The organism is Pseudomonas sp. lyk4-R2A-8, assembly GCF_030209095.1.
Classification (GTDB): domain Bacteria; phylum Pseudomonadota; class Gammaproteobacteria; order Pseudomonadales; family Pseudomonadaceae; genus Aquipseudomonas; species Aquipseudomonas quebecensis.
In genome coordinates this window covers 48263-74215 of record NZ_JARVSS010000014.1, presented here as the reverse complement: position 1 = coordinate 74215, position 25953 = coordinate 48263, and the positions used below count along the sequence as shown (strand labels likewise).

General features: G+C 61.0%; 20 protein-coding genes. 14 read left to right on the top strand and 6 right to left on the bottom strand.

Annotated elements, in window-relative coordinates:
• Window positions 1-55 precede the first annotated feature (55 nt).
• Entirely contained in the window at window positions 56-1132 is a 1077-nt protein-coding gene (locus QRN10_RS14775; protein ID WP_181078031.1) for a DUF748 domain-containing protein, read from the bottom strand.
• A 125-nt stretch (window positions 1133-1257) separates the two neighbouring features.
• Between QRN10_RS14775 and cysK the strand changes: the two genes are divergently transcribed.
• Both cysK and QRN10_RS14765 read left to right on the top strand, forming a co-directional pair.
• Complete coding sequence (cysK, locus tag QRN10_RS14770; protein ID WP_181078033.1) at window positions 1258-2232, top strand: cysteine synthase A; 975 nt, start codon at window positions 1258-1260, stop codon at window positions 2230-2232.
• Window positions 2233-2359: 127 nt separating this feature from the next.
• Window positions 2360-3298 carry an aspartyl/asparaginyl beta-hydroxylase domain-containing protein gene (locus tag QRN10_RS14765; RefSeq protein WP_253511265.1) on the top strand — a complete coding sequence of 313 codons (939 nt, stop codon included), beginning with the start codon at window positions 2360-2362 and terminating at the stop codon, window positions 3296-3298.
• 54 nt (window positions 3299-3352) lie between these two features.
• Here the strand turns inward: QRN10_RS14765 and acnA are convergent, their stop codons facing one another.
• On the bottom strand, window positions 3353-6094 hold the full coding sequence (gene acnA, locus QRN10_RS14760; protein ID WP_285428628.1) for an aconitate hydratase AcnA: 2742 nt from the start codon (window positions 6092-6094) through the stop codon (window positions 3353-3355).
• A gap of 196 nt (window positions 6095-6290) precedes the next feature.
• Here acnA and rlmM point away from each other — a divergent pair, with 196 nt between their 5' ends.
• Both rlmM and tusA read left to right on the top strand, forming a co-directional pair.
• Complete coding sequence (rlmM, locus tag QRN10_RS14755) at window positions 6291-7367, top strand: 23S rRNA (cytidine(2498)-2'-O)-methyltransferase RlmM (protein ID WP_285428626.1); 1077 nt, start codon at window positions 6291-6293, stop codon at window positions 7365-7367.
• Window positions 7368-7500: 133 nt separating this feature from the next.
• Window positions 7501-7746, top strand: a complete 246-nt coding sequence (gene tusA, locus QRN10_RS14750; RefSeq protein WP_034096464.1) for a sulfurtransferase TusA — start codon at window positions 7501-7503, stop codon at window positions 7744-7746.
• Here the strand turns inward: tusA and QRN10_RS14745 are convergent.
• A complete protein-coding gene (locus tag QRN10_RS14745) occupies window positions 7743-9137 on the bottom strand; it encodes an MATE family efflux transporter (RefSeq protein WP_266248472.1) in 1395 nt (464 codons plus the stop codon). The genes tusA and QRN10_RS14745 overlap by 4 nt on opposite strands.
• Before the next feature lie 140 nt (window positions 9138-9277).
• On the opposite strand from QRN10_RS14745, the gene pdxB reads away from it, so the two are divergent.
• Window positions 9278-10420: a 4-phosphoerythronate dehydrogenase PdxB gene (pdxB, locus tag QRN10_RS14740; RefSeq protein WP_181078043.1), complete on the top strand. Its 1143-nt coding sequence runs from the start codon at window positions 9278-9280 to the stop codon at window positions 10418-10420.
• Window positions 10421-10478: 58 nt separating this feature from the next.
• Here pdxB and QRN10_RS14735 read toward each other — a convergent pair whose 3' ends face one another.
• Window positions 10479-10652 (bottom strand): PA1571 family protein, encoded by a 174-nt coding sequence (locus QRN10_RS14735; RefSeq protein ID WP_181078044.1) that lies wholly within the window; start codon window positions 10650-10652, stop codon window positions 10479-10481.
• A 208-nt stretch (window positions 10653-10860) separates the two neighbouring features.
• Between QRN10_RS14735 and QRN10_RS14730 the strand changes: the two genes are divergently transcribed.
• Window positions 10861-12669: an ABC transporter ATP-binding protein/permease gene (locus QRN10_RS14730; RefSeq protein WP_285428625.1), complete on the top strand. Its 1809-nt coding sequence runs from the start codon at window positions 10861-10863 to the stop codon at window positions 12667-12669.
• Between the two features lie 132 nt (window positions 12670-12801).
• Here QRN10_RS14730 and QRN10_RS14725 read toward each other — a convergent pair whose 3' ends face one another.
• Window positions 12802-14730 carry a transglycosylase SLT domain-containing protein gene (locus tag QRN10_RS14725; RefSeq protein ID WP_181078048.1) on the bottom strand — a complete coding sequence of 643 codons (1929 nt, stop codon included), beginning with the start codon at window positions 14728-14730 and terminating at the stop codon, window positions 12802-12804.
• Between the two features lie 213 nt (window positions 14731-14943).
• Here QRN10_RS14725 and QRN10_RS14720 point away from each other — a divergent pair, with 213 nt between their 5' ends.
• Window positions 14944-16863 (top strand): ATP-binding cassette domain-containing protein, encoded by a 1920-nt coding sequence (locus tag QRN10_RS14720; RefSeq protein ID WP_285428624.1) that lies wholly within the window; start codon window positions 14944-14946, stop codon window positions 16861-16863.
• Between the two features lie 126 nt (window positions 16864-16989).
• On the opposite strand, the gene QRN10_RS14715 is transcribed toward QRN10_RS14720, so the two are convergent.
• Window positions 16990-17430, bottom strand: a complete 441-nt coding sequence (locus QRN10_RS14715; protein WP_181078051.1) for a universal stress protein — start codon at window positions 17428-17430, stop codon at window positions 16990-16992.
• A gap of 106 nt (window positions 17431-17536) precedes the next feature.
• On the opposite strand from QRN10_RS14715, the gene QRN10_RS14710 reads away from it, so the two are divergent.
• The 7 genes from QRN10_RS14710 to QRN10_RS14680 all read left to right on the top strand — a co-directional run bounded on the left by QRN10_RS14710 (window position 17537) and on the right by QRN10_RS14680 (window position 25831).
• A complete protein-coding gene (locus QRN10_RS14710) occupies window positions 17537-17974 on the top strand; it encodes a hypothetical protein (RefSeq protein ID WP_181078053.1) in 438 nt (145 codons plus the stop codon).
• Between the two features lie 377 nt (window positions 17975-18351).
• Window positions 18352-20499, top strand: coding sequence for a fatty acid oxidation complex subunit alpha FadB (fadB, locus tag QRN10_RS14705; protein ID WP_253511291.1), 2148 nt, complete (start codon window positions 18352-18354; stop codon window positions 20497-20499).
• A gap of 29 nt (window positions 20500-20528) precedes the next feature.
• Window positions 20529-21704: an acetyl-CoA C-acyltransferase FadA gene (gene fadA / locus QRN10_RS14700; protein WP_003189650.1), complete on the top strand. Its 1176-nt coding sequence runs from the start codon at window positions 20529-20531 to the stop codon at window positions 21702-21704.
• Window positions 21705-21800: 96 nt separating this feature from the next.
• Window positions 21801-22037, top strand: coding sequence for a DUF1653 domain-containing protein (locus QRN10_RS14695; RefSeq protein ID WP_181078057.1), 237 nt, complete (start codon window positions 21801-21803; stop codon window positions 22035-22037).
• 114 nt (window positions 22038-22151) lie between these two features.
• Window positions 22152-24773 (top strand): type I DNA topoisomerase, encoded by a 2622-nt coding sequence (topA, locus tag QRN10_RS14690; RefSeq protein ID WP_253511294.1) that lies wholly within the window; start codon window positions 22152-22154, stop codon window positions 24771-24773.
• Between the two features lie 185 nt (window positions 24774-24958).
• Entirely contained in the window at window positions 24959-25480 is a 522-nt protein-coding gene (locus QRN10_RS14685) for a DUF6586 family protein (protein WP_181078061.1), read from the top strand.
• Between the two features lie 117 nt (window positions 25481-25597).
• Window positions 25598-25831, top strand: coding sequence for a hypothetical protein (locus QRN10_RS14680; protein ID WP_010212068.1), 234 nt, complete (start codon window positions 25598-25600; stop codon window positions 25829-25831).
• Window positions 25832-25953: the final 122 nt, after the last annotated feature.

Sequence of the window (25953 nt, the reverse complement as noted above, 5' to 3'; positions counted from 1 at the left end):
GACTGTGAACGCAGACGGGCTATTCAGCCTCTGAATGGCCGGTCACGCCGAGCGCTCAATCGGCACTGGGCTTGGGCTGTTCATAGCGGGCATTGAATGCCTGGATGAACCCGTTGCGCAAAATGGCAATCACCGCCGAAAACGCGCTGACATTTTGCTGGTGCACGCTGCCGCTCAACTCGACGCGGGTGGCGAACTGGTTTTTGCGCTGGTTCTTCAATACCGTTTCGCTGGCGCCCACCACGGCCTCCCAGATCGAACGGAAGATGTTTTTGTCTTTGTTTTCCACGTCCTGCTGCCAGTCGAACACTTCCACATCCCGCAGTAACGGCTTGATGTAGCCGGACAGCTGGCCTTTTTCGGCCTGGGCTTCAATGACCAGGTCGCCGGTGCCTGCCTTGAAATCGAACTTGCCATAGGCCGAGGCGAAATCGTTCATGCGCTTGAGCTGCAAGTCGCGGGCACGGAAGCGGAATTCGAAGTCTTCGAAATCGCTCAAGGGGTCGAAGGTGGCGTTGGCCTCCAGCGGGGCCTGGCCCAGCAGCAGTGCTTTACCTTCAAAGCGCGCATCGCGCCTGCCCTCGGTGTCGACCACGTTGGTCAGGTTGTAGAAGCTGGCGTTGACCCCGGTGGCATTGATGTTCACCGCCGGTTTGGAATTGAAGTTATGGAAGGCGATCTTGCCGTCTTCGATGCGCACTTCGTTGAGCGTGATCGGCAACAACTTGCCCAATTGCTCGCGCCAGTCGGTGCCTTTACCGGTCTGGGACGCCTGTTTGTTGGCGCCGCCGTCGACAAAGTTGATTTCCGGCCGCACAAAGTGGCCTTCGGCGACAACGGCATGGTCGTACCACAGCGAATGCCAGCTCACCGCGAACTCGATCAGCGGCGCCTTGACGAACGGCACCGGCACCTTGCCGTCCACCTTGACGATCTGCAGGCCGTTGATGCGGTACGCGCCGCGCCACAGGGCCAGGTCTACGTCGGCGATTTCGCCACGGTATTCGCCCATATTGGCGAGCTTGTCATTCAGGTAGTTGCGTACCAGGTAGGGCAGCGCGATGTTCAGGGCGATCAGCACCACCACCAGCCCGGCGATGGTCCATAGCGGCCAACTATAGCGACGTTTCATGGGGCAGTTCTCCTTGCTCGTAAGCAGATGGACTCCCGCGCCGGCCTCAACGTTCCTCCGACTGGACGCCCCGGAAGACCAGGCATACCCTTGAAACCTTTCGCAACCGCCCAATAGGACCCGCCATGAGCCGCATTTTTGCAGATAACGCGCACTCCATCGGTAATACGCCCCTGGTTCAGATCAACCGCATCGCCCCGCGCGGTGTGACCATCCTGGCCAAGATCGAAGGGCGTAACCCCGGTTACTCAGTGAAGTGCCGCATCGGTGCAAACATGATCTGGGACGCCGAAAGCAGCGGCAAACTCAAGCCGGGCATGACCATCGTCGAACCCACCTCCGGCAACACCGGCATCGGCCTGGCGTTCGTCGCCGCGGCCCGTGGCTATAAATTGCTGCTGACCATGCCGGCGTCCATGAGCCTGGAACGGCGCAAGGTGCTCAAGGCCCTCGGCGCCGAGCTGGTACTGACCGAGCCGGCCAAAGGCATGAAAGGCGCTATCGAGAAAGCCGGCGAGATCGTCGCCAGCGACCCGGCCCAGTACTTTATGCCGGCCCAGTTCGAAAACCCGGCCAACCCGGCGATCCACGAAAAAACCACCGGCCCGGAAATCTGGAACGACACCGACGGCGCCGTGGATGTGCTGGTGGCGGGCGTGGGCACTGGTGGCACCATCACCGGGGTGTCGCGCTATATCAAAAATATCCAGGGCAAGCCGATTCTGTCGGTGGCCGTCGAGCCCATCGGTTCGCCGGTGATTACCCAGACCCTGGCCGGTCAGGAGGTCAAGCCCAGCCCACACAAGATCCAGGGGATCGGCGCCGGCTTTGTGCCGAAGAACCTCGACCTGTCGATGGTCGACCGCGTGGAACTGGTGAGCGACGAGGAGTCCAAGGCCATGGCCCTGCGTTTGATGCAGGAGGAGGGGATCTTGTGCGGGATCTCCTGCGGTGCCGCGATGGCGGTGGCGGTGCGGCTGGCGCAGAAACCGGAGATGCAGGGCAAGACCATCGTGGTGGTGCTGCCGGACTCCGGCGAGCGCTACCTGTCGAGCATGTTATTCAGTGATCTGTTCACTGAGCAGGAAAACCAGGCTTGATGCAGGTCAGCTGGTCGGTGCGGGCCTTCTGCATAATGGCGCAACTGTTTATCATGGCCGGCTGCTACGTCTGGCATCCCGCCCAGGGGGTGCTGTCGGCCAGACGCTTATTTCCAGGAGTTGCCGCATGACCTTTTCTCTGACCGCCAAACTGTCGGTGCTGCTGTTGTTTATCGGCAGCACGCTGTACGTGCACCTGCGCGGCAAGGCCCGTTTGCCGATGTTGCGCCAGTTTGTCAACCATTCGGCGCTGTTCGCCCCGTATAACGCCCTGATGTACCTGTTTTCGGCGGTGCCGTCCAAGCCCTACCTGGACCGCAGCAAATTCCCGGAACTGGATGTGCTCAAGGACAATTGGGAAGTGATCCGCGAAGAGGCCATGCACCTGTTCGACGAGGGTTACATCCGCGCCGCCGAAAAGAACAACGACGCCGGTTTCGGTTCGTTCTTCAAAAAGGGCTGGAAGCGTTTCTACCTCAAGTGGTACGACAAACCGCTGCCGTCGGCCGAGGCGCTGTGCCCGAAAACCGTGGCGTTGGTGAGCAGCATTCCCAACGTCAAGGGCGCGATGTTCGCGCTGTTGCCGGGCGGCAGCCACCTCAACCCGCACCGTGACCCGTTCGCCGGTTCCCTGCGCTATCACTTGGGCTTGTCCACGCCCAATTCCGACGACTGCCGCATCTTTGTCGACGGCCAGGTGTACGCCTGGCGGGACGGTGAAGACGTGATGTTCGACGAAACCTATGTGCATTGGGTCAAGAACGAAACCGAGCAGACCCGCGTGATCCTGTTCTGCGACATCGAGCGCCCGCTGAGCAACCGCCTCATGACCCGCGTCAACCGTTGGGTCAGTAAGCAGCTGGGCCGCGCCACCGCACCGCAGAACCTCGACGACGAGCGCGTGGGTGGGATTAACCAGGCGTATGCCTGGAGCAAGCGTTTCAGCGATAAGTTCAGTGGCGTGGTCAAGCAGTGGAAGCGCAAGCATCCGAAGGCTTACCGCATTGCGCGACCGGTACTGGCGGTGGTTGTGCTGGTGCTGCTGTGGAAGTGGCTGTTCGGCTGATCGAACAAACTGTGGGAGGGGGTTGCCTCCTCCCACATTAGATCTCCTATGTTCTTAGGAGGCGATCAATTGGCGTAGCACGTAGTGCAGGATGCCGCCCGATTTGAAGTATTCCACTTCATTGAGCGTATCGATCCGGCACAGCACTTCGACCTTCTCCGTACTGCCATCCTCCCGAGTAATCACCAGCGTCAGGTTCATACGCGGCACGATCTCCACGTCGCTCAGCCCCAGGATATCGATCTTCTCCTTACCGGTGAGTTTGAGCGCCTTGCGGTTCTGGTCCAGCTTGAACTGCAACGGCAATACGCCCATGCCCACCAGGTTGGAACGGTGGATACGCTCGAAACTCTCGGCAATCACCGCTTTGACACCCAGCAGGTTGGTGCCCTTGGCCGCCCAGTCGCGGCTGGAGCCGGTGCCGTATTCCTGCCCGGCGATCACCACCAGCGGCGTGCCCGCGGCCTGGTATTTCATCGCGGCGTCGTAGATCGCCATCTTCTCGCCAGTGGGGATATACAGCGTATTGCCACCTTCCTCGCCGCCGAGCATTTCATTGCGGATACGGATGTTGGCAAACGTGCCGCGCATCATGACCTCATGGTTGCCCCGGCGTGAGCCGTAGGAGTTGAAGTCACGCGGTTCCACGCCCTGTTCGCGCAGGTAGCGGCCGGCGGGGCTGTCGATCTTGATATTACCGGCCGGGGAAATGTGGTCGGTGGTCACCGAATCGCCCAGCAGCGCAAGCACGTTGGCGCCCGTGATGTCTTTGATCACTGGCAACGGGCCGGCAATGTCATCGAAGAAGGGCGGGTGCTGAATGTAGGTCGAGTCCTTCTGCCACACGTAAGTCGCCGCTTGCGGCACTTCAATGGCCTGCCACTGTTCGTCGCCGGCAAACACCTCGGCGTATTCCTTGTGGAACATGCCCGTGTTGACCTGGGCCACGGCGTCGGCAATTTCCTGGCTGCTGGGCCAGATGTCCTTGAGGTAGACCGGGTTGCCCTGCTGGTCGTTACCCAACGGCTCGCTGCTGATATCGATGCGCACGGTGCCGGCCAGGGCGTAGGCCACCACCAGGGGCGGCGACGCCAGCCAGTTGGTTTTTACCAGGGGGTGCACGCGGCCTTCGAAGTTGCGGTTGCCCGACAACACCGACGCGACGGTGAGGTCGGCTTTCTGGATGGCTTTTTCGATCGGCTCGGGCAACGGCCCGGAGTTGCCGATGCAGGTGGTGCAGCCATACCCCACCAGGTCGAAGCCGAGCTTGTCCAGGTACTGGGTCAGGCCCGCGGCCTTGTAGTAGTCGGTGACCACTTTGGAGCCGGGCGCCAGGGAGCTTTTGACCCAGGGTTTGCGCGTCAGGCCTTTTTCCACGGCCTTTTTCGCGACGAGGCCGGCGGCCATCATCACGCTGGGGTTGGAGGTGTTGGTGCAGGAGGTGATCGCGGCGATCACCACGGCGCCGTTTTTCAGGCGATAGGTCTGACCTTCGAAGTCGTAATCGGCTTCTCCTACGAGATCGGCATTACCCACGGCGACACCGCCGCCGCCTTCGCTTTCCAGGCGGCCTTCTTCTTTATTGGTGGGCTTGAATTGCAGGTCGAGGAAGTCGCTGAACGCCTGCCCGACATTCGGCAGCGACACCCGGTCCTGCGGGCGTTTCGGCCCGGCCAGGCTGGCCTCGACGCTGCCCATGTCGAGCGCCAGGCTGTCGGTGAACACCGGTTCCTGGCCAGCGTTGCGCCACAGCCCCTGGGCCTTGGTGTACGCCTCGACCAGTTTCACCGTTTCTGTCGGACGGCCGGAGAGGCGCAGGTAGTCCAGGGTCACTTCATCGACCGGGAAAAAGCCGCAAGTGGCGCCGTATTCCGGGGCCATGTTGGCGATGGTGGCGCGGTCCGCCAGAGGCAGGTCAGCCAGGCCGTCGCCATAGAACTCGACGAATTTACCCACTACGCCTTTCTTGCGCAGCATCTGGGTCACCGTCAGCACCAGGTCGGTGGCGGTGATGCCTTCCTTGAGCTTGCCGGTGAGCTTGAAGCCGATCACTTCGGGAATCAGCATCGACACCGGCTGGCCGAGCATCGCCGCTTCCGCTTCGATACCGCCCACGCCCCAGCCGAGCACGCCCAGGCCGTTGATCATGGTGGTGTGGGAGTCGGTCCCCACCAGCGTGTCGGGGAAGGCATAGGTGCGGCCGTCTTCGTCCTTGGTCCACACCGTGCGGCCCAGGTATTCGAGGTTGACCTGATGACAGATACCGGTGCCCGGCGGCACCACGCTGAAATTGTCGAACGCGCTCTGGCCCCAGCGCAGGAAGGCGTAGCGTTCGCCGTTGCGCTGCATTTCGATGTCGACGTTCTGCTCGAAGGCATCAGCGTTGCCGAACTTGTCGACCATCACCGAGTGGTCGATCACCAAATCGACGGGGGACAGCGGGTTGATGCGCTGCGGGTCGCCGCCGGCCTTGGCCACGGCGGCGCGCATGGCGGCAAGGTCGACCACGGCGGGTACACCGGTAAAATCCTGCATCAGCACGCGGGCGGGGCGGTACTGGATCTCACGGTCGGACTGGCGCTCTTTGAGCCAGGCGGCGATGGCCTTGAGGTCGGCGCCGGTGACGGTCTTGTTGTCTTCCCAACGCAGCAGGTTTTCCAGCAGCACCTTGAGCGACATCGGCAGCTTGTCCAGGTCGCCCAGGCTCTTGGCGGCTTCGGGCAGGCTGAAGTAGTGATAGGTCTTGCTGTCTATTTCGAGGGTTTTAAGGGTTCTCAGGCTATCAAGCGATGACATGACACGACTCCTTATGGTCCGCACGGCCACGGACCTGACGGGACGAACAGAGCTATCACGTTAGCCCTGTTTTGATTAGCAGGCTAATAACTGGACTCTATGGTTAAGTCCAAGGTTCCGAACTCGGCTATCATGCGCGCGTTTTCATGACAGGCATTGCGATAGCGCAATGTCGGTCGAGTCACCAGGAGAGTTGATGAACACCCTTTTTATGCACTGCCGCCCAGGGTTTGAAGGCGAAGTCTGTTCCGAGATCGCCGAGCTTGCCGCGCGCCTGAACGTATCCGGCTACGCCAAGGCCAAGACCGGCAGCGCCTGCGCCGAATTTGTCTGCCCCGAAGAAGACGGCGCCCAGCGCCTGATGCACGGCCAGCGTTTTGCCGAGCTGATCTTCCCGCGGCAATGGGCGCGTGGAGTGTTTATCGACTTGCCGGAAACCGACCGCATCAGCGTAATCCTTGCCCACCTGCGCGAATTCCCGGTGTGCGGCAGCCTGTGGCTGGAAATGGTCGACACCAATGACGGCAAAGAGCTGTCGAACTTCTGCAAGAAATTCGAAGTGCACCTGCGCAAAGCCCTGCTCAATGCCGGCCGGCTGGTGGATGACCCGAGCAAACCGCGCCTGCTGCTGACCTTCAAGAGCGGCCGCGAAGTGTTTATGGGCCTGGCCGAATCGAATAATTCGGCGATGTGGCCGATGGGCATCCCGCGTTTGAAGTTCCCACGTGAAGCGCCGAGCCGCTCCACGCTCAAGCTGGAAGAGGCCTGGCACCACTTTATTCCTCGCGACCAATGGGACGAGCGCCTGCATGGCGACATGACCGGCGTCGACCTCGGTGCCGCGCCCGGTGGCTGGACCTGGCAATTGGTCAACCGTGGCATGCTGGTGACCGCCATCGACAACGGCCCGATGGCCGAGAGCCTGATGGACACCGGTCTGGTGCAGCACCTGATGGCCGACGGTTTCACTTTCGTGCCCAAGCAGCCGGTGGACTGGATGGTCTGCGACATCGTCGAGAAACCCGCGCGTAACGCGGCGCTGCTGGAGACCTGGATCGGCGAAGGGTATTGCCGCGAGGCGGTGGTCAACCTCAAGTTGCCGATGAAACAGCGCTATGCCGAGGTCAAGCGCCTGCTGGAGCGCATCGAGGAAGGCTTCAAGGCGCGTGGCATTCGTGTGGAAATCGGCTGCAAGCAGCTGTACCACGACCGTGAAGAAGTGACGTGCCACCTGCGTCGGTTGGAAAGCGTAAAGAAACCCAAGGCCCGCTGACTCACCGCTCAAAATGTGGCAGCGGGCTTGCCCGCGAAAGCGGTATAACTGTCGAAATTTATGTTGAATGTGCCCGCGTCTTCGCGAGCAAGCCCGCTCCCATAAAAGATCGGGTTGGTTTTAGGAGTGAAATATGAGTCTTGAATTGCCCGTCGACGCCACCCTCGACGCCACCGGCCTCAACTGCCCGGAACCGGTGATGATGCTGCACCAGCACATCCGTGACCTGCCGGCGGGCGGCTTGCTCAAGGTGATCGCGACCGACCCGTCGACCCGTCGCGATATCCCCAAGTTCTGCGTGTTCCTGGACCACGAACTGGTGGAGCAGCAGGAGCAGGCCGGTACCTATCTGTACTGGATCCGCAAGAAAGCCGATTAGCCCCGTGCCTTGTCGGCCCGAATGCGCCGGCGTGCACTGCGCGCCAGGCGCACCAGCAGCATCCCCGCCGCACAGCTCAAGCCTACGATCAGCCCTTGCCACAAACCGCTCGGGCCGCTGGGTTCGCCGAGCCAATCGGTCAGCCCCAGGGCGTATCCCACCGGCAGCCCCACGCCCCAATAGGCAAACAGCGTCAGTACCATAGTCACCCGCGTGTCCTGGTAGCCGCGCAGCGCACCGGCGGCGGTGACCTGGATCGAGTCCGAGAACTGGAACAGCGCTGAGAATACGATCAGCGTGGACGCCAGGTGAATCACCACCGGGTCCGGGGTGTAGATACTTGCGATCTGTTCGCGCAACAGCAGCATCAGGCTGCAGGACAGGCAGGCGTACGCCAATGCCGTGCCCATGCCGACCCCGGCGGCGAAGCGCGCTTCACGCGGCTCGCCACGTCCCAGGGCCTGGCCGACGCGCACGGTGACCGCCATGCTCAGGGAGTAGGGGATCATAAACACCAGGGAACTCACGTTCAGCGCGATCTGATGCCCCGACACCACGGTGGCGCCCAGGCTGCCGAGCAGCAGGGCGATTACCGCGAAGATGCTCGATTCGGCAAAGATCGCCACGCCAATCGGCAGGCCAATGCCCAGCACGCGCTTGATCACCGCCCACTGCGGCCAGTCGAAGCGTTTGAACAGTTCGCTGCTCTGGTAGGCGGCGCCCCAGCGCGTCCAACCGGCCAGGCCGAGCATCATCACCCACATCGCGATGGCCGTGGCCCAGCCGCAGCCCACGCCGCCCATGGCCGGCACGCCAAAATGACCGTAGATGAAGATGTAGTTCAGCGGAATATTCAGCCCCAGGCCGACCAGGCCCATGACCATGCTTGGCCGGGTGCGGCCCAGGCCGTCGCTGAAGCAGCGCAGCACGTAATACAGCGCCACCGCCGGCATGCCCGCCGCGATGCCATGCAGGTAGCCCATGGATGGCGCGATCAGGTCGGGTTCGACCTTCATCGCATGCAGGATCGGTTCGGCGCACAGCAGCAACAATGCGCCGATGGCCCCGACGACCACCGCCAACCACAATGACTGGCGTACCAACGGGCCGATCTCACTGAACCGGCCCGCTCCGTAACGCTGGGCGACCTTCGGCGTGGTGGCCAGCAGCGTGCCGGTCATCAGCAGGTACACCGGGATCCAGATCGAATTGCCCAGGCCCACCGCCGCCAGATCCTGCGGGCTGACGCGTCCGGCCATCACCGCGTCGACAAAGCTCATGGCGGTGGTCGCCAGTTGGCCGATCATGATCGGCAGCGCGAGCGTCAGCAGGTCGCGCACTTCCCGGCTGATGCGGGCGGGGCGGGTGAGGGGAGCGGTGGCAGTGTTCACGTACAGGTGTCCAGTCGAGAGGTGCGCAAGGACCGCGGATTCTACGCCTTGACGCAACGGTCAGGAAAAAACCTGTGTTAGGGATTTGTAAGCGATGCCCGCGATCCCTGTACACTGCCTGTCCGCCAAAGGAGCCCGCCATGCTGATTGTTGCCGACGAAAATATCCCCCTGCTCGACGCATTCTTCCAAGGGTTCGGCGAGATTCGCCGTGTGCCCGGCCGTTCCATCGACCGCGCGACCGTCGAGCAGGCCGATGTGCTGCTGGTACGCTCGGTGACCAACGTCAACCGCGCTTTGCTTCAAGGCACATCGGTGCGGTTTGTCGGCACCTGCACCATCGGCACCGACCATTTGGACCTGGATTACTTCAAGCAGGCCGGTATCCAGTGGGCCAGCGCCCCCGGCTGCAATGCCCGCGGCGTGGTGGACTATGTGCTGGGCAGCCTGCTGACCCTGGCCGAGATCGAAGGTGTGGACCTCACCCGGCGCACCTACGGTGTGGTCGGCGCCGGTGAAGTGGGCGGGCGCCTGGTTCAGGTGCTCAAGGGCCTGGGCTGGAATGTGCTGGTGTGCGATCCGCCGCGCCAGATCGCCGAGGACGGCGACTACGTCAGCCTGGCGCAGATCATCGAGCAGTGCGATGTGATCAGCCTGCACACGCCGCTGATCAAGTCCGGCAACGGCTCTACCTGGCACCTGTTCGACCGTCAGCGTCTCAACCAGCTCAGGCCCGGCGCCTGGCTGATCAACGCCAGCCGTGGCCCGGTGGTGGACAACGCCGCGCTGCGCGAGGTGCTGCTGGCGCGCGAAGACCTGCAAGCCGTGCTGGATGTGTGGGAAGGCGAGCCCGAAGTCGACGTGGCACTCGCCGACCTGTGCGTGCTGGCCACGCCGCATATCGCCGGTTACAGCCTGGACGGCAAACAACGCGGCACGGCGCAGATCTATCAGGCGTTTTGTGCCCATCTGGGCCAGGCACCGAGCATTCAGCTGAGCGATCTGCTGCCGCCTCCGTGGCTGGCCGAAGTGCACCTGAACCCAGCCACGGAGCCGGCCTGGGCGTTGGCGACCTTATGTCGCAGCGTGTACGACCCGCGCCGTGACGACGCGGATTTTCGCCGTAGCCTGGTCGGCACGGTGCAGGAGCAGCGCCTGGCCTTTGACCGGCTGCGCAAACATTACCCGCAGCGTCGCGAGATCGAGGGGCTCAAAGTGCGGATCAACGGCGAGTCGGCAGAGCTGGCGCGCATTGTCAGTGCTCTGGGCGCCCAACAGCTGTAGGAACGCGGCGCATAAAAAACCCGGCCACCGGGGCCGGGTGTGAAAGAGCGTGGGCGTTTCAGCCTTGCTGGGCAGGCTTGACCAGTCGCTGTTCCAGCTCGCTGCAGGCGCGCTGGATCATTTCTTCGGTAATCTGCACTTCGTCACCCTTGGCGTCGATGTACGAGCAAGGCAACGCCTGTGGCTGGCGGATTACGTCAATCTTGGCATCGCTGCTGTGTTGCAAGGACATGGCCTGTCTCCTCATCAGGTTGTGTACCTACTTTAATTCCCCCGCGTGACCGAGCTATTACAACTCCTTACAAGATCACCGGTTCGAACGACCAGTCCACCAGAAACCGCCGAGGATTTCCAGCCGGGCGTTAGACCGATAGCATCTAGTGGCCAGTATCGGCGGGCATAATTAACCTGACTCATTGTTATTCGCCCAAGTTCCCCCCATGTGGGTGTGTACAGGTTCCTCATCGGTGACGCCCTCCATGCTCTCAGTCCGACAACGCCGCGCGATTCGCCTGGCCAGCCGCTTCATTGCGCCCTACCGCTGGCAGGCCTTCGGTGCCCTGGTGGCGCTGATCGTCACCGCCGGCATTACCCTGTCCATGGGGCAGGGTATCCGTCTCCTGGTGGACCAGGGTTTCATGACCCAGTCACCGCACCTGCTCAACCAGTCCATCGGCCTGTTTATGCTGTTGGTTGTGGGGCTGGCGGTCGGCACCTTCGCGCGGTTTTATCTGGTGTCGTGGATCGGCGAGCGAGTGGTGGCGGACATTCGCCGGCAGGTGTTTAACCATTTGATCTATCTGCACCCCGGTTTCTACGAGAACAACCGCAGCTCGGAAATCCAGTCGCGGCTGACCACGGACACCACCTTGTTGCAGTCAGTGATCGGCTCGTCGCTGTCGTTGTTTCTGCGCAACGCGTTGATGGTCATCGGCGGCATCGTGCTGTTGTTTGTCACCAACCCCAAACTCACCAGCATCGTGGTGGTGGCACTGCCGCTGGTGCTGGCGCCGATCCTGATCTTCGGTCGGCGTGTGCGCAGCCTGTCGCGCCAGAGCCAGGACCGCATCGCCGACGTGGGCAGCTATGTGGCTGAGACCCTCGGCCAGATCAAGACGGTTCAGGCCTACAACCACCAAGTACAGGATGAGCAGCGTTTTGCCGTCACCGTCGAACAGGCGTTCAACACCGCGCGCAAACGCATTGCCCAGCGTGCCTGGCTGATTACCCTGGTGATCATGCTGGTGCTCGGTGCCGTGGGCGTGATGCTGTGGGTCGGTGGCATGGACGTGATCAGCGGGCGCATCTCCGGCGGCGAACTGGCGGCATTCGTGTTCTACAGCCTGATCGTCGGCAGCGCCGTCGGCACCCTGAGTGAAGTGCTCGGCGAGCTGCAGCGCGCCGCCGGTGCGGCGGAGCGCATCGGCGAGCTGTTGCAGTCGAACAACGAAATCCAGGCGCCCGCCACGGGCCTCGTAACGCTTCCAGAACGGGTCAGTGGCCGCATGGAGCTGCAGGATCTGCGTTTTGCCTACCCTTCGCGGCCGGACAGCTACGCCATCGATGGCCTGAACCTGACCATCAACCCCGGCGAAACCCTGGCGCTGGTAGGCCCCTCCGGTGCAGGTAAATCGACGCTCTTCGACCTGTTGCTGCGCTTCTACGACCCCCTGCAGGGCCGCGTCCTGCTTGACGGCCAACCGTTGACCAACCTCGACCCAACGGACCTGCGCCGCCACTTCGCCCTGGTATCCCAGAGCCCGGCGCTGTTTTTCGGCAGTGTCGAGGAGAACATCCGCTACGGTAACCCGGATGCCACCCGCGAGCAGGTCGAAGCCGCCGCTCGAATCGCCCACGCCCACGACTTCATCCTGCAAATGCCCGACGGCTACCAGACCCACCTCGGTGATGGCGGCCTGGGCCTCTCCGGCGGCCAGCGTCAACGCCTGGCCATCGCCCGCGCGCTGCTGGTGGACGCGCCGATCCTGCTGCTGGACGAAGCCACCAGCGCACTCGACGCCCAAAGCGAACACCTGATCCAGCAAGCGTTGCCGCAGTTGATGCAGGGGCGTACCACGCTGGTTATCGCGCATCGGTTGGCGACGGTGAAGAACGCTGATCGCATCGCCGTGATGGACCAGGGCAAGCTGGTGGCGGTGGGCACCCATCAGCAGTTGATTGCGAGCAATCCACTGTATGCGCGGTTGGCGGCGTTGCAGTTCAGTGATGGGGAAGAGTCGGCCAGTTAGGCGATTGTTGGCGGTGATCAGCTCCCCTGCCACAGGCTGGGGAACGTGTGGAATCGACCCTCCATAAAAAATGCCCGCATGGTCCAATGCGGGCACTTATCTTGGCGCTTCAGCGGGCGACTGCTTCAGCGTTCACTGATCATCAAAATACCGCTCATGCCAATCCACCAACGGCTGCGGCGAGTTGAGCTTCTGCCCGTAGATCACCGAATAAGACAGCACGTTCTGCACGTATTGGCGGGTTTCGTCAAACGGGATGCTCTCCACCCATACGTCGAAACTCAGGTGATCGGCCCCGCGCAGCCACTGGCGTACGCGGCCGGGGCCGGCGTTGTAGGCGGCGGAAGCGAGCACGCGGTTGCCATTGAACTGGCTGTGCACCTGGCTCAGGTAAGCGGCGCCCAGTTGGATGTTTTTATCCGGGTCCAGCACTTGGGCCGGTGAGGCCAGCGGGATGCTGAACTTGCGCGCGGTGTCCTTGGCGGTGCCGGGCATCAGCTGCATCAGGCCGCTGGCGCCGACGCCGGAGCGGGCGTCGTCCATGAAGGCGCTTTCCTGGCGGGTAATGGCGAACACCCAGCTTGAATGCAGCCCCCGTACCTTGGCCTCACGCACCAGGGTGTCGCGGTGAGCCATCGGGAAACGAATGTCCAGGTCGTCCCAGTACTGCGCCTGGCTGATGGTGCGGATGGCCGGGAAGTACCACTTCATGTCGTAGGCCAGCTTGGCCTGGGCGACCATTTCGTCGCGGTTGAAATGACGGCTGACGTGGTACCACTCGCGGCGCCCGTCGACCACCTGGCCTCGCGCATAGAATTCCAGGGCGCGGCGTACGCCGGGGGTGTTGCGTACCTTGTTGACCAGCGCCTGGCTCATCAACAGTGGCTTGTTTTTCAACTGGTAGGGGGCCTTGGAGCGATCGGCGGCAAGGAAACCGTAGAAATCCCGTTCCTGAGCCAGATTTTTATACAGCACCAGCGCTTGCGGGTTTTTCGGCTCGGCCAGCTCCAGGCTGCGGGCCTGCCAGTAGCGCCAGCGGTTGCTGGTGGCCAGGTCCTGCGGGAGTTTGCGGGTCAGCTGGTAGGCATCTTCCCAGCGAGCCAGGCGCAGCAGCAGGCGCAGGCGCCATTCGGAGACGGTGTTGTCGCGCAGCTCCGGGTCGTATTGGGTCATTACCTCGAGCGCGCGAGGGTCGAAGCGTTTGGCCAGGGTCAGCCCGATTTCGCGGGCGATCGCCACTTTTTCGTCACGTGAGAAGTGCATGCTGCTGGCATAGCCATCCAGCAGCGCCATGGCCTTGTCCGGGTCTTGACGGGCCAGGCGACGCAGGCCCAGGCCCACGGCGTCGGACATCGCCTCGGTGGCCGGCAGGAAGCGCGACGGGTCGCTGAGCATGTCGGGCTTTTGGGCCACGTCCACCATCAGACGCCCTTGGGCGCCGAGGGTCGGCAGGGTTTTCACCAGGCTGTTGGCCAGGGCGTAGTTGCGTGCTTCGGCGGCCAGCTTGGCGCGGTCCCAGATTTTCTGTTCGGTAAGTTGGCCGTCGGCGGCCCATTGACCAAAGGTGACATCGCAGGCGGCCGGCTGGGATTTGCCGGTCATCCACAGTTTTTCGGCGGTTTTGTACCCTTCCGCCTTCAAGTTGTGTGTGAGCTGGTACTGGCCGTGCAGGCAGTCCAGTTCAACGAAATTGAGTTTGGGGTCGTAATACTTTTCAAACGTCTGCCAGTCGCCCCGATCGGCCAGCCAGCGCAACCAGCGCAGCTTCATCCAGTTGGCCTGGGGCAGGTCGCCGTTCTTGGCCAGGAACTGTTCGATTTCCTCGTTACTGGCGGTCTTCAGGCGTGCGGTCAGCTCGTCGTAGGCCAGATACGGCGTCAACGGGTAATCGGCCAGGGCCTGGCTGTATTGCATGTAGGGGCCGGTATCGCCTTTGGCCAGGGCGCGTTTGGCTTCATCGTAATATTGACGTTGGGTGGTGAGGTCCACGGCCTGGGCGGATTGAACGGCGGTGGCGGAAAGAAGCAGACAAGATAAAAAGTTGAAAAGGCGACTGCGCATGAGACGTCCGTGCAAAGAAATCACGACTAGCACCGGCACCGCCGACACTGATTGCCCCTAGCTTAGCCTTTTGCCAGCGGCCGGTGAAAGCTTTGCCGGGCGCTTCCTGCAAGTTCGCCGGAAATGTCCTACAGAACGTGTCGACAGCGAAAATGCCGGCCGCATCCCACCCTCAACTCAGGTAGAATGCGCGCCCAGTTTTTGGAGAAGCGTATGACCCTGCTCAAATTCAGCGATGTGTCCCTTGCTTTCGGCGCTATGCCGTTGTTGGACAAGGTGTCCTGGCAGATCGCCCGTGGTGAGCGGGTGTGCATCATCGGCCGCAACGGCACCGGCAAATCCAGCATGATGAAGCTGGTCAAGGGCGATCAGAAGCCCGATGACGGCTCCGTGTGGCGCGCGCCGGGCCTCAAGATCGGCGAATTGCCCCAGGAGCTGCCGGTGGCCGACGGACGGACTGTGTTCGACGTGGTTGCCGAAGGCCTGGACGGTGTCGGTGAGTTGCTTGCGCAATACCATCACCTGGCGCAGAACTGCGTCACCGAGGAAGACCTGGACAAGCTGATGCACGTCCAGCAGGACCTTGAAGCCCGTGACGGCTGGCGCCTGCAGCAGTTGGTGGACAGCACCTTGAGCCGCCTGCAACTGCCGGCCGACAAGACCCTCGCCGAATTGTCCGGCGGCTGGCGTCGCCGCGTGCTGCTGGCCCAGGCGCTGGTGTCCGAACCCGATCTGCTGCTGCTCGACGAACCGACCAACCACCTGGACATCGGCGCCATCGCCTGGCTGGAAGAAGCCCTCAAGGATTTCCAGGGTGCGGTGCTGTTCATCACCCACGACCGTTCCTTCCTGCAGAACCTGGCGACGCGCATCCTGGAACTGGATCGCGGCGGCCTGATCGATTGGAACGGCGACTACGCCAGCTTCCTGGTGCACAAGGAAGCCGCGCTGGCCGCTGAAGAAACTGCTAATGCGTTGTTCGACAAGAAGCTGGCCCAGGAAGAAGTCTGGATTCGCCAGGGCATCAAGGCGCGCCGCACCCGTAACGAAGGTCGCGTGCGTGCGCTCAAAGCCTTGCGCGTTGAGCGCAGCGAACGTCGCGAGCGTACCGGCAAGGCCAATATCCAGTTGGATACCGCCGACAAGTCCGGCAAGCAGGTGATGGTGCTGGAGAACGTCAGCTTCCATCACCCGGACGGCCCGTTCCTGATCAAAGACTTCTCCATGGTCCTGCAGCGCGGCGACCGTATTGGCCTGCTCGGCGCCAACGGTACCGGCAAGACCACCTTGCTCAAGCTGATGCTCAATGGTCTTAAACCGACCAGCGGCACGGTGGAAGAGGGCACGCGCATTGACGTGGCCTACTTCGACCAACTGCGCCATCAATTGGACCTGGAAAAAACCGTGATCGATAACGTGGCCGAAGGCCGTGACTTTATCGACATCGAAGGTCAGAGCCGCCACGTGCTGAGCTACCTGGGCGACTTCCTGTTCAGCCCGCAGCGCGCACGTACCCCGGTAAAAGCGCTGTCCGGTGGTGAGCGTGCGCGTCTGCTGCTGGCCAAGCTGTTCAGCAAGCCGGCCAACCTGCTGGTGCTCGACGAACCGACCAACGACCTGGACGTGGAAACCCTTGAACTGCTGGAAGAGGTGCTGTTGACCTTCAACGGCACTGTGCTGATGGTCAGCCACGACCGGGCATTCCTCGACAACGTGGTGACCAGCACGCTGGTGTTCGAAGGCGAAGGTAAGGTGCGCGAGTACGTCGGGGGTTACCAGGACTGGCTGCGCCAGGGCGGCTCTGCGCGTCTGCTGGGCGTGACCGAAAGCAAATCCGGCAAAGCCGACCTGACCTCCGCTGTGGTGGCTCCGGTGGAAGCTGCTGCCCCGGTGCAGGAAGCCGCACCGGCCGCCAAGAAGAAACTCAGCTACAAGCTGCAGCGTGAGCTGGAAGCCTTGCCCGGTGATATCGATGCCAAGGAACAGCAGATCGCCGCAGTAGAAGCGCAAATGGCTGACGCGGGTTTTTATCTGCGGCCTGCGGCGGAAACCGCCAAGGTCATCGCTTCGCTGGAGACGTTGAATCAGGAGTTGGAGGCGTTGGTCGAGCGTTGGGCTGAATTGGATGCCTGATTGATCTACAGGCCATAAAAAGCCCGGTGTTCATCTGATGAGCACCGGGCTTTTTCATATGAAATACGGTTTAAATGGGGGAGGGGGCACGTCGCACCGCCCGCCCACATTTGGTCTTCAGCGTCCTTAAGTATTTTTAACCAGCTTCACCGCCAACACATCGCACGGCGCGCCGTGCAACACATCATTGGCAGTAGAGCCGAGCAGCAACGCCAGGCCGTGGCGGCCATGGCTGCCGACCACGATCAGGTCACAGCCGTGTTCCTTGGCCAGGTGGTGGATCTCCTGACGCGGTTGGCCGTAAGTGAGGTGGGAGTTTTCCTTGGTCACTTCGGGATATTTGACGATCAGGCGATCGAGACGCTCCTTGGCCTGGTCGAATTGTTGCTGCTGCAGTTGGGAAAGGTCCATGGGAACGTCGCCGCCGAAGGCCATGGCCATGGGTTCGACGATATGCACGAGGGACAGTTTGGCGCCGCTGGCGACTGCGAAAGCTCGTGCGCGCTTGATCACTGGATCGCACTCTTCGGTCAGATCTACAGCGACCAGAATATGTTCGTACGACATGAGGCGTTCCTCCAGGGGGACTGCAATAAATTAAGTATGGCTGGTTTCAAGCGGATGGGGTTGCGTCAGGTCAAATCCGCTCATCAGAAAAATCGGGAGTACAGATATGACGGTCTGGATAGTGGTGTCAATCCTTGTAGTGGTATTGAGCCCCCTGGCATGGCTGCGCCCGTCGCGTCATCAGAGTGGGCGCATGGCCCTGCGCATGGAGGCGCGTCGCATCGGTCTGGCCATGCAACTGGCACCTCAGGAGTGGCCGCACTGGCTCAAGCAGGAGCCGCCAAGCCCGTGCGCGCAATACTGCCGGCCGCGGCGTGGCGCGGCGCCGGCGATCTGGAGTTACTGGCAACTGGAGCCCGGGGTGTGGGTCAACCAATGGCGTGAACCGTGCGTGGATGAGAAGTTGTTGCCGCATTTTTCAACGTTGCCGGCCAATGTCTACAAAGTCCAAGCCGACAAGCAAATGATCGCCTTGTATTGGGGCGAGAAGGGCGACGCGAAGGTTTTGCAGGACATTGATGCGCTGCTTAAAGCGTTGGCCTGATGCTCAAGTTGGCATTTTAAGCGGGGCGCTTACTGCGCGACCCTTCGCGTCCTTGCCGACTATTGATTTCGTGAATAGTTGAATATTGACGAGGCGCAGGCCTATGGTTGGGGTTCTGAAATGACTGGAAAGTCGCGTTTTTCCTAGCCTTTGGAGCGATTGACAATTGCCCGGAATTGGATGAAGGTGGCGTACCCAAATCAAACGGGCGTATGAATTGAGCGTTTGTCTGTCAGACCGCTCGTACAGAATCCCGACTATCGCATTGGCGGGTGTGCCTGGCGGATTGGCATGAGCATTGACCTCACCGTCAGTGTCCAACCAGAGGCCAGCGTCCGATGTGTACTGTTCAGCTTCCATATCGTGGAGATCAGTTGATGATTTACGAAGGTAAAGCCATCACGGTTAAGGCTCTTGAAAGTGGCATCGTCGAATTGAAATTCGACCTCAAGGGTGAGTCCGTCAACAAGTTCAACCGTCTAACCCTGAACGAACTGCGTCAGGCCGTAGACACCATCAAAGCAGATGCTTCGGTCAAGGGCGTGATCGTCTCCAGCGGCAAGGACGTGTTCATCGTCGGCGCTGACATCACCGAATTCGTCGACAACTTCAAGCTGCCCGATGCCGAGCTGGTGGCTGGCAACCTCGAAGCCAACAAGATTTTCAGCGATTTCGAAGACCTCAACGTCCCGACGGTTGCCGCGATCAATGGCATCGCCCTCGGTGGTGGCCTGGAGATGTGCCTGGCCGCTGACTTTCGTGTGATGTCGGCGACCGCAAAAATCGGCCTGCCGGAAGTGAAGCTGGGCATCTACCCAGGTTTCGGCGGCACCGTGCGCCTGCCGCGCCTGATCGGTGCGGACAATGCCATCGAGTGGATCGCCGCCGGCAAGGAAAACCGTGCCGAAGACGCACTGAAAGTCGGTGCCGTGGACGCTGTGGTTGCCCCGGACAAACTGTCCGAGGCCGCGCTGAACCTGATCAAAGGCGCCATCAGTGGCGAATTCGACTACAAGGCCAAGCGTCAGCCCAAGCTGGAAAAACTCAAGCTCAACGCCATCGAACAAATGATGTCGTTCGAAACCGCCAAAGGTTTCGTCGCTGGCCAGGCGGGCCCGAACTACCCGGCGCCGGTTGAAGCCATCAAGACCATCCAGAAAGCCGCGAACTTCGGTCGCGACAAAGCCCTGGAAGTGGAAGCGGCGGGCTTCGTCAAACTGGCGAAGACCTCGGCTGCCCAGAGCCTGATCGGCCTGTTCCTGAACGATCAGGAGCTGAAGAAAAAGGCCAAGGCCTACGACGAAATCGCCAGCGACGTGAAGCAGGCTGCCGTACTCGGCGCCGGTATCATGGGCGGCGGTATCGCCTATCAGTCGGCGTCCAAAGGCACGCCAATCCTGATGAAAGACATCAACGAACACGGTATCGAGCAGGGCCTGGCGGAAGCCGCCAAACTGCTGGTGGGCCGTGTGGATAAAGGTCGTATGACCGCAGCGAAAATGGCTGAAGTGCTCAATGGCATTCGTCCTACGCTGTCCTACGGTGATTTCGGCCACGTCGACCTGGTGGTCGAGGCGGTCGTCGAAAACCCGAAAGTCAAACAGGCCGTATTGGCTGAAGTGGAAGCGCAGGTCAAGGAAAACACCATCCTGGCCTCCAACACCTCGACCATTTCCATCTCGCTGCTGGCCAAGGCCCTCAAGCGTCCGGAAAACTTCGTCGGCATGCACTTCTTCAACCCGGTGCACATGATGCCGCTGGTGGAAGTGATCCGTGGCGAGAAGTCCAGCGAGCACGCGGTGGCCACCACCGTTGCCTACGCCAAGAAAATGGGCAAGAACCCGATCGTGGTCAACGATTGCCCGGGCTTCCTGGTCAACCGCGTGCTGTTCCCCTACTTCGGCGGTTTCGCCAAGCTGGTCAGCGCCGGCGTGGACTTCGTGCGCATCGATAAAGTCATGGAAAAATTCGGCTGGCCCATGGGCCCGGCGTACCTGATGGACGTGGTTGGCATCGACACCGGCCACCACGGTCGCGACGTGATGGCCGAAGGCTTCCCGGACCGTATGAAAGATGACCGCCGCTCGGCTGTTGACGCGCTGTACGACGCCAAGCGCCTGGGCCAGAAGAACGGCAAGGGCTTCTACGCCTACGAGGCGGACAAGAAGGGCAAGCAGAAGAAAGTCGCCGACCCTTCGGTGCACGAAGTACTCGCCCCGATCGTCTACGAGCAGCGTGAAGTGTCCGACGAGGACATCATCAACTGGATGATGATCGCCCTGTGCCTGGAAACCGTGCGTTGCCTGGAAGATGGCATCGTCGAGACTGCCGCCGAAGCCGATATGGGCCTGGTGTACGGTATTGGTTTCCCTCCATTCCGTGGTGGTGCGCTGCGTTACATCGACTCGATCGGTGTGGCCGAGTTCGTTGCCCTGGCTGATCAATACGCTGAGCTGGGCCCGCTGTACCACCCGACCGCGAAGCTGCGTGAAATGGCCAAGAACGGCCAGAGCTTCTTCGGTTAAGCGCCCAGACGACTAGAGCGAGAATATTTATGAGCTTGAATCCAAGAGACGTCGTGATTGTCGACTTCGGTCGCACGCCGATGGGCCGCTCCAAGGGCGGCATGCACCGCAATACCCGCGCCGAAGACATGTCGGCGCACCTGATCAGCAAAGTGCTGGAACGTAACACCAAGGTCGACCCGAACGAAGTCGAGGATGTGATCTGGGGCTGCGTCAACCAGACCCTGGAGCAGGGCTGGAACATCGCGCGCATGGCGTCGCTGATGACTCAGATCCCCCACACTGCGGCCGGCCAGACCGTCAGCCGCCTGTGCGGCTCGTCGATGAGCGCGCTGCACACCGCCGCCCAGGCGATCATGACCGGTAACGGCGATGTATTCGTGGTCGGTGGCGTGGAGCATATGGGCCACGTCAGCATGATGCACGGCGTCGATCCGAACCCGCATATGTCGCTGTACGCGGCCAAAGCCTCGGGCATGATGGGCCTGACGGCGGAGATGCTCGGCAAAATGCACGGCATTACCCGTGAAGCCCAGGATGCCTTCGGCCTGCGTTCCCATCAACTCGCTCACAAGGCGACCGTGGAAGGCAAGTTCAAGGATGAAATCATCCCGATGAACGGCTACGACGAGAACGGTTTCCTGAAACTGTTCGACTACGACGAGACCATTCGTCCGGATACCACCCTGGAAAGCCTGGCGGCCCTCAAGCCTGCCTTTAATCCGAAGGGCGGTACCGTCACGGCGGGCACGTCGTCGCAAATCACCGATGGTGCCTCGTGCATGATCGTGATGTCGGCGCAGCGTGCCCAGGACCTCGGGATCCAACCGCTGGCGGTGATTCGTTCGATGGCGGTGGCGGGTGTGGACCCGGCGATCATGGGCTATGGTCCAGTACCGGCGACGCAGAAAGCCTTGAAGCGCGCGGGTCTTTCCATCAGCGATATCGACTTCTTCGAGCTCAACGAAGCATTCGCCGCACAGGCTCTGCCGGTGCTGAAAGATTTGAAAGTGCTCGACAAGATGAATGAGAAGGTTAACCTGCACGGCGGTGCGATTGCCCTGGGCCATCCATTCGGTTGCTCCGGTGCGCGGATCTCTGGCACGTTGCTCAATGTAATGAAGCAAAATGGCGGCAACCTTGGGGTAGCCACCATGTGCATTGGTCTTGGCCAAGGCATTTCCACCGTCTTCGAACGCGTCTAAGCGTTGGGTTGACGGAAGCCGGGGCCCAGTGCCCCGGTTTTTGTTTTTTGGATTTTTTAAATTTTTTTTTTATAAATTTTGTAAGGGGGCCAGAGCATGAAAGTCGAACCAGGGCTCTACCAGCATTATAAAGGTCCGCAGTACCGGGTTTTCAGCGTGGCGCGCCACTCCGAGACCGAAGAGCAAGTCGTGTTTTACCAAGCACTGTATGGCGATTACGGCTTTTGGGTGCGCCCCTTGAGCATGTTCCTGGAAAGCGTCGAGGTTGACGGCGAGCAGGTCCCACGCTTTGCTTTGGTCCAGGCCGAACCCAGTCTTTTTAAAGGGCAATAACCGTAGGCCGCGCAGAATGCTGCGCTTGACCTCACCCGGTTGCCACTATATATAGCGTTGCCGCGTCAGGCGCCAACTGCCTTTCACTTCTCGAATTCAGGAATTTTCCGATCCATGGGCAAATCGCTGGTCATTGTGGAATCCCCGGCTAAGGCCAAGACCATCAACAAGTACTTGGGCAACGAGTACGTGGTGAAGTCGAGTATCGGCCATATCCGAGACCTGCCCACCAGCGGTTCGGCTAGCGCCAGCAAGGAGCCTGCCGCCAAGCGCGGCAAGGCCGCCGCGGGCGAAGGTCCGGTACTCAGCCCCAAGGAGAAAGCGCGCAAGCAGCTGGTCTCGCGCATGGGCGTCGATCCGGATCATGGCTGGAAGGCCAAGTACGAAATCCTTCCGGGCAAGGAGAAGGTGATCGAAGAGCTGCGCCGGCTCGCCAAGGATGCTGACACCATCTATCTCGCGACGGACTTGGACCGCGAAGGGGAAGCCATTGCCTGGCACCTGCGGGAAGCCATCGGCGGTGACGACAGCCGCTACAAGCGCGTGGTGTTCAACGAGATCACCAAGAAAGCCATCCAGGAAGCTTTCTCCAAGCCCGGCGAGCTGGATATCGACCGCGTCAATGCCCAGCAGGCGCGGCGTTTCCTTGACCGCGTAGTGGGTTACATGGTTTCGCCGCTGCTGTGGGCCAAGATCGCCCGTGGCCTGTCCGCCGGCCGTGTGCAGTCTGTAGCCGTGAAGCTGGTGGTGGAACGTGAGCGCGAGATCCGTGCATTCATCCCTGAAGAGTACTGGGAAGTCCACGCCGACCTGGGCACCGCCAAGGGCGCCAATGTGCGCTTCGAAGTGGCTCGTGAGAAAGGCGAAGCCTTCAAGCCGCTGAACGAAGCCCAGGCCATGGCCGCGCTGGAAAAGCTCAAGGCATCCAGCTACAGCATCGTCAAGCGTGAAGACAAACCTACCAGCAGCAAGCCGTCGGCACCGTTCATCACCTCCACCCTGCAACAGGCCGCGAGCAACCGCCTGGGCTTCGGTGTGAAGAAAACCATGATGATGGCCCAGCGTCTGTACGAAGCCGGTTACATCACTTATATGCGTACCGACTCCACCAACCTGTCGCAGGATGCGGTGGCGATGGCGCGTACCTATATCGAAAGCGAGTTCGGCAAGAAGTACCTGCCGGAAAAGCCTAACGTCTATAGCAGCAAGGAAGGCGCCCAGGAGGCTCACGAAGCGATTCGTCCTTCCGACGCCAACACCGAGCCAAGCAAGCTCAGTGGCATGGAACGCGACGCTGAGCGCCTCTACGAGCTGATCTGGCGCCAGTTCCTGGCTTGCCAGATGCTGCCGGCGCAATACCTGTCCACCACAGTCAGCGTGGGCGCCGGGGATTTCGAGTTGCGCGCCAAGGGCCGTATCCTCAAGTTCGACGGTTACACCCGCGTGATGCCGCAGATCGCCAAGCCTGGCGACGACGATGTGCTGCCGGACATGGCCCAGGGCGACACGTTGAAGCTGATCAAGCTTGACCCGTCCCAGCACTTCACCAAGCCGCCGGCGCGTTATTCGGAAGCCAGCCTGGTCAAAGAGATGGAAAAACGCGGCATCGGTCGTCCGTCGACCTACGCGGCGATCATTTCCACCATCCAGGACCGTGGCTACGTGGCGCTGCATAACCGTCGTTTCTATTCGGAAAAGATGGGTGACATCGTTACCGAGCGTCTCTCCGAGAGCTTCTCAAACCTGATGGACTACGGCTTCACCGCCGGCATGGAAGAGAACCTGGACGATGTGGCGCAGGGCGAGCGCGACTGGAAAAACGTGCTGGACGAGTTCTACGGCGACTTCAAGAAGAAACTCGAAGTGGCCGAGAGCCCTGAAAACGGCATGCGTGCCAACCAGCCGGTGATGACGGACATTCCATGCCAGACATGCGGTCGTCCGATGCAGATTCGCACGGCGTCCACGGGTGTTTTCCTCGGCTGCTCGGGCTATAGCCTGCCGCCGAAAGAACGCTGCAAGGCCACGGTCAACCTGGTGCCGGGCGATGAAATCGCCGCCGACGACGAAGGTGAATCCGAATCGCTGGTCCTGCGCGGCAAGCATCGCTGCCCAATCTGCAGCACGGCGATGGATGCTTACCTGTTGGATGAGAAGCACAAGCTGCATATCTGCGGTAACAACCCGGATTGCAACGGCTACGAGATCGAAGAGGGCACTTACCGCATCAAGGGCTACGAAGGTCCGAGCCTGGAATGCGACAAGTGCGGCAGTGAGATGCAGCTCAAGACCGGCCGTTTCGGCAAGTTCTTCGGCTGTACCAACCCGACGTGCAAAAACACCCGCAAACTGCTGAAAAGCGGCGACGCGGCGCCGCCGAAGATGGACCCGGTGAAAATGCCGGAGCTCAAGTGCGAGAAGGTCAACGACACTTACATCCTGCGTGATGGTGCCTCGGGCTTGTTCCTGGCGGCCAGTCAGTTCCCGAAAAACCGCGAGACCCGCGCGCCGTTGGTGATGGAGATCGTGCCGCACAAGGACGAGATCGATCCTAAGTACCACTTCCTGTGTGAAGCACCGAAGAAGGACCCGGACGGTCGCCCAGCGGTGATTCGCTACAGCCGCAAGACCAAGGAGCAGTACGTGCAATCCGAAGTGGATGGCAAGCCGACCGGCTGGAAAGCCTTCTACGAAGGTGGCAAGTGGAAGGTCGAGGACAAGCGCCAGGGCGCTTGATCTTTCGCATGCACTGAAGATCCAGTGTGGGAGGGGCAAGCCCCTGCCACATTTGGATTTTTTTGGTTTCTGAAAGTAGAGTTCCGACCTGCACAAGCAGCGGTTATTGCACTTGCGGTCGATTCGGCTGATCCGTGACACTGTTCAGCCAGCATCACGCCTAATTCGTTGTGGAGATTGCCGTTATGGCCCACGAACTCTATACCCGTACCAATCAGAAAATTTACTTCGCGGGTTTGTCCCTGGAAGCCCTCGGTCGTGCCGAGGAAGGGAAGGAGATGAACGCCATCGCGCTGGTCCAGGCGGGGCGAGAAGCGGCGTTGTTCCACTTGTACGGCGCCTTGCTGGGGCTGTGCCATGAAATCGCCGGGTTCTACCGCTTACCCCAGGCGGGTTCGCCGCGTGCCGAAATGATCATGAACAGTGAAGTGCTGGCGTCCATGGCCATTCCCGAATTAGCCGAGCTGGTAGAAATGGCTCAGAGTCCCGACAGCTGGGTGGCGCGTTTGCTCAAGGCCCATGCTGATATGTTCCAGCCGCCCCGCGTCCCCCATGTACCTAAAGGCGACGTCACTCAACCGCTGATCGTAGCGGTCGCGCTGGAAGAGGAGGAGCCCAAGCCCCTGAGTCGGGAAGAGCTGGAAGGCTGGCGGCAAGCGCTGAAAAAGATGGCACTGCGCTTTCGTGAAGGGCTCAACGAGTGTTAATAGCGGCTTTTACTTAAAAAGCACCGTTTATCAAGCCGTAAAGAAACCTGTTCAGATCCGCAGCGAGGCCGGGCGGATGACTGATATAATCCCGGCCTTTCGTGGAGAACAGATTTTATGCCGACGTCCTTTCTGGAAATTGTTGAACTGCCTGACGGCCGAATCGAACTGCGCCGGGCTGAGGACGAGGGCTCTCTGGTTATTCTGGATTTTTCCGAGGACGCCAAGGTGTTTCTGCAAGGTCAGCATGTGGAAGTGGCAAAAGCCATGTTGAGCGTCGGTGTGCAGATGGCGGGGCGACTGGCCGAAGGCGAGCCGGAGAAAGAAGACGGACCGCGAGTACTTCACTGATTGTTCAAGCCGTATGGTGTTGTGGTGGGGTATTAAGCAGGCTCACCACTCACGTCGTTTCACGCCTACCTTCACTCTCCACCACAACGAGCCTCCTCCTGAGGATGGCCCGCGTGGGGGAA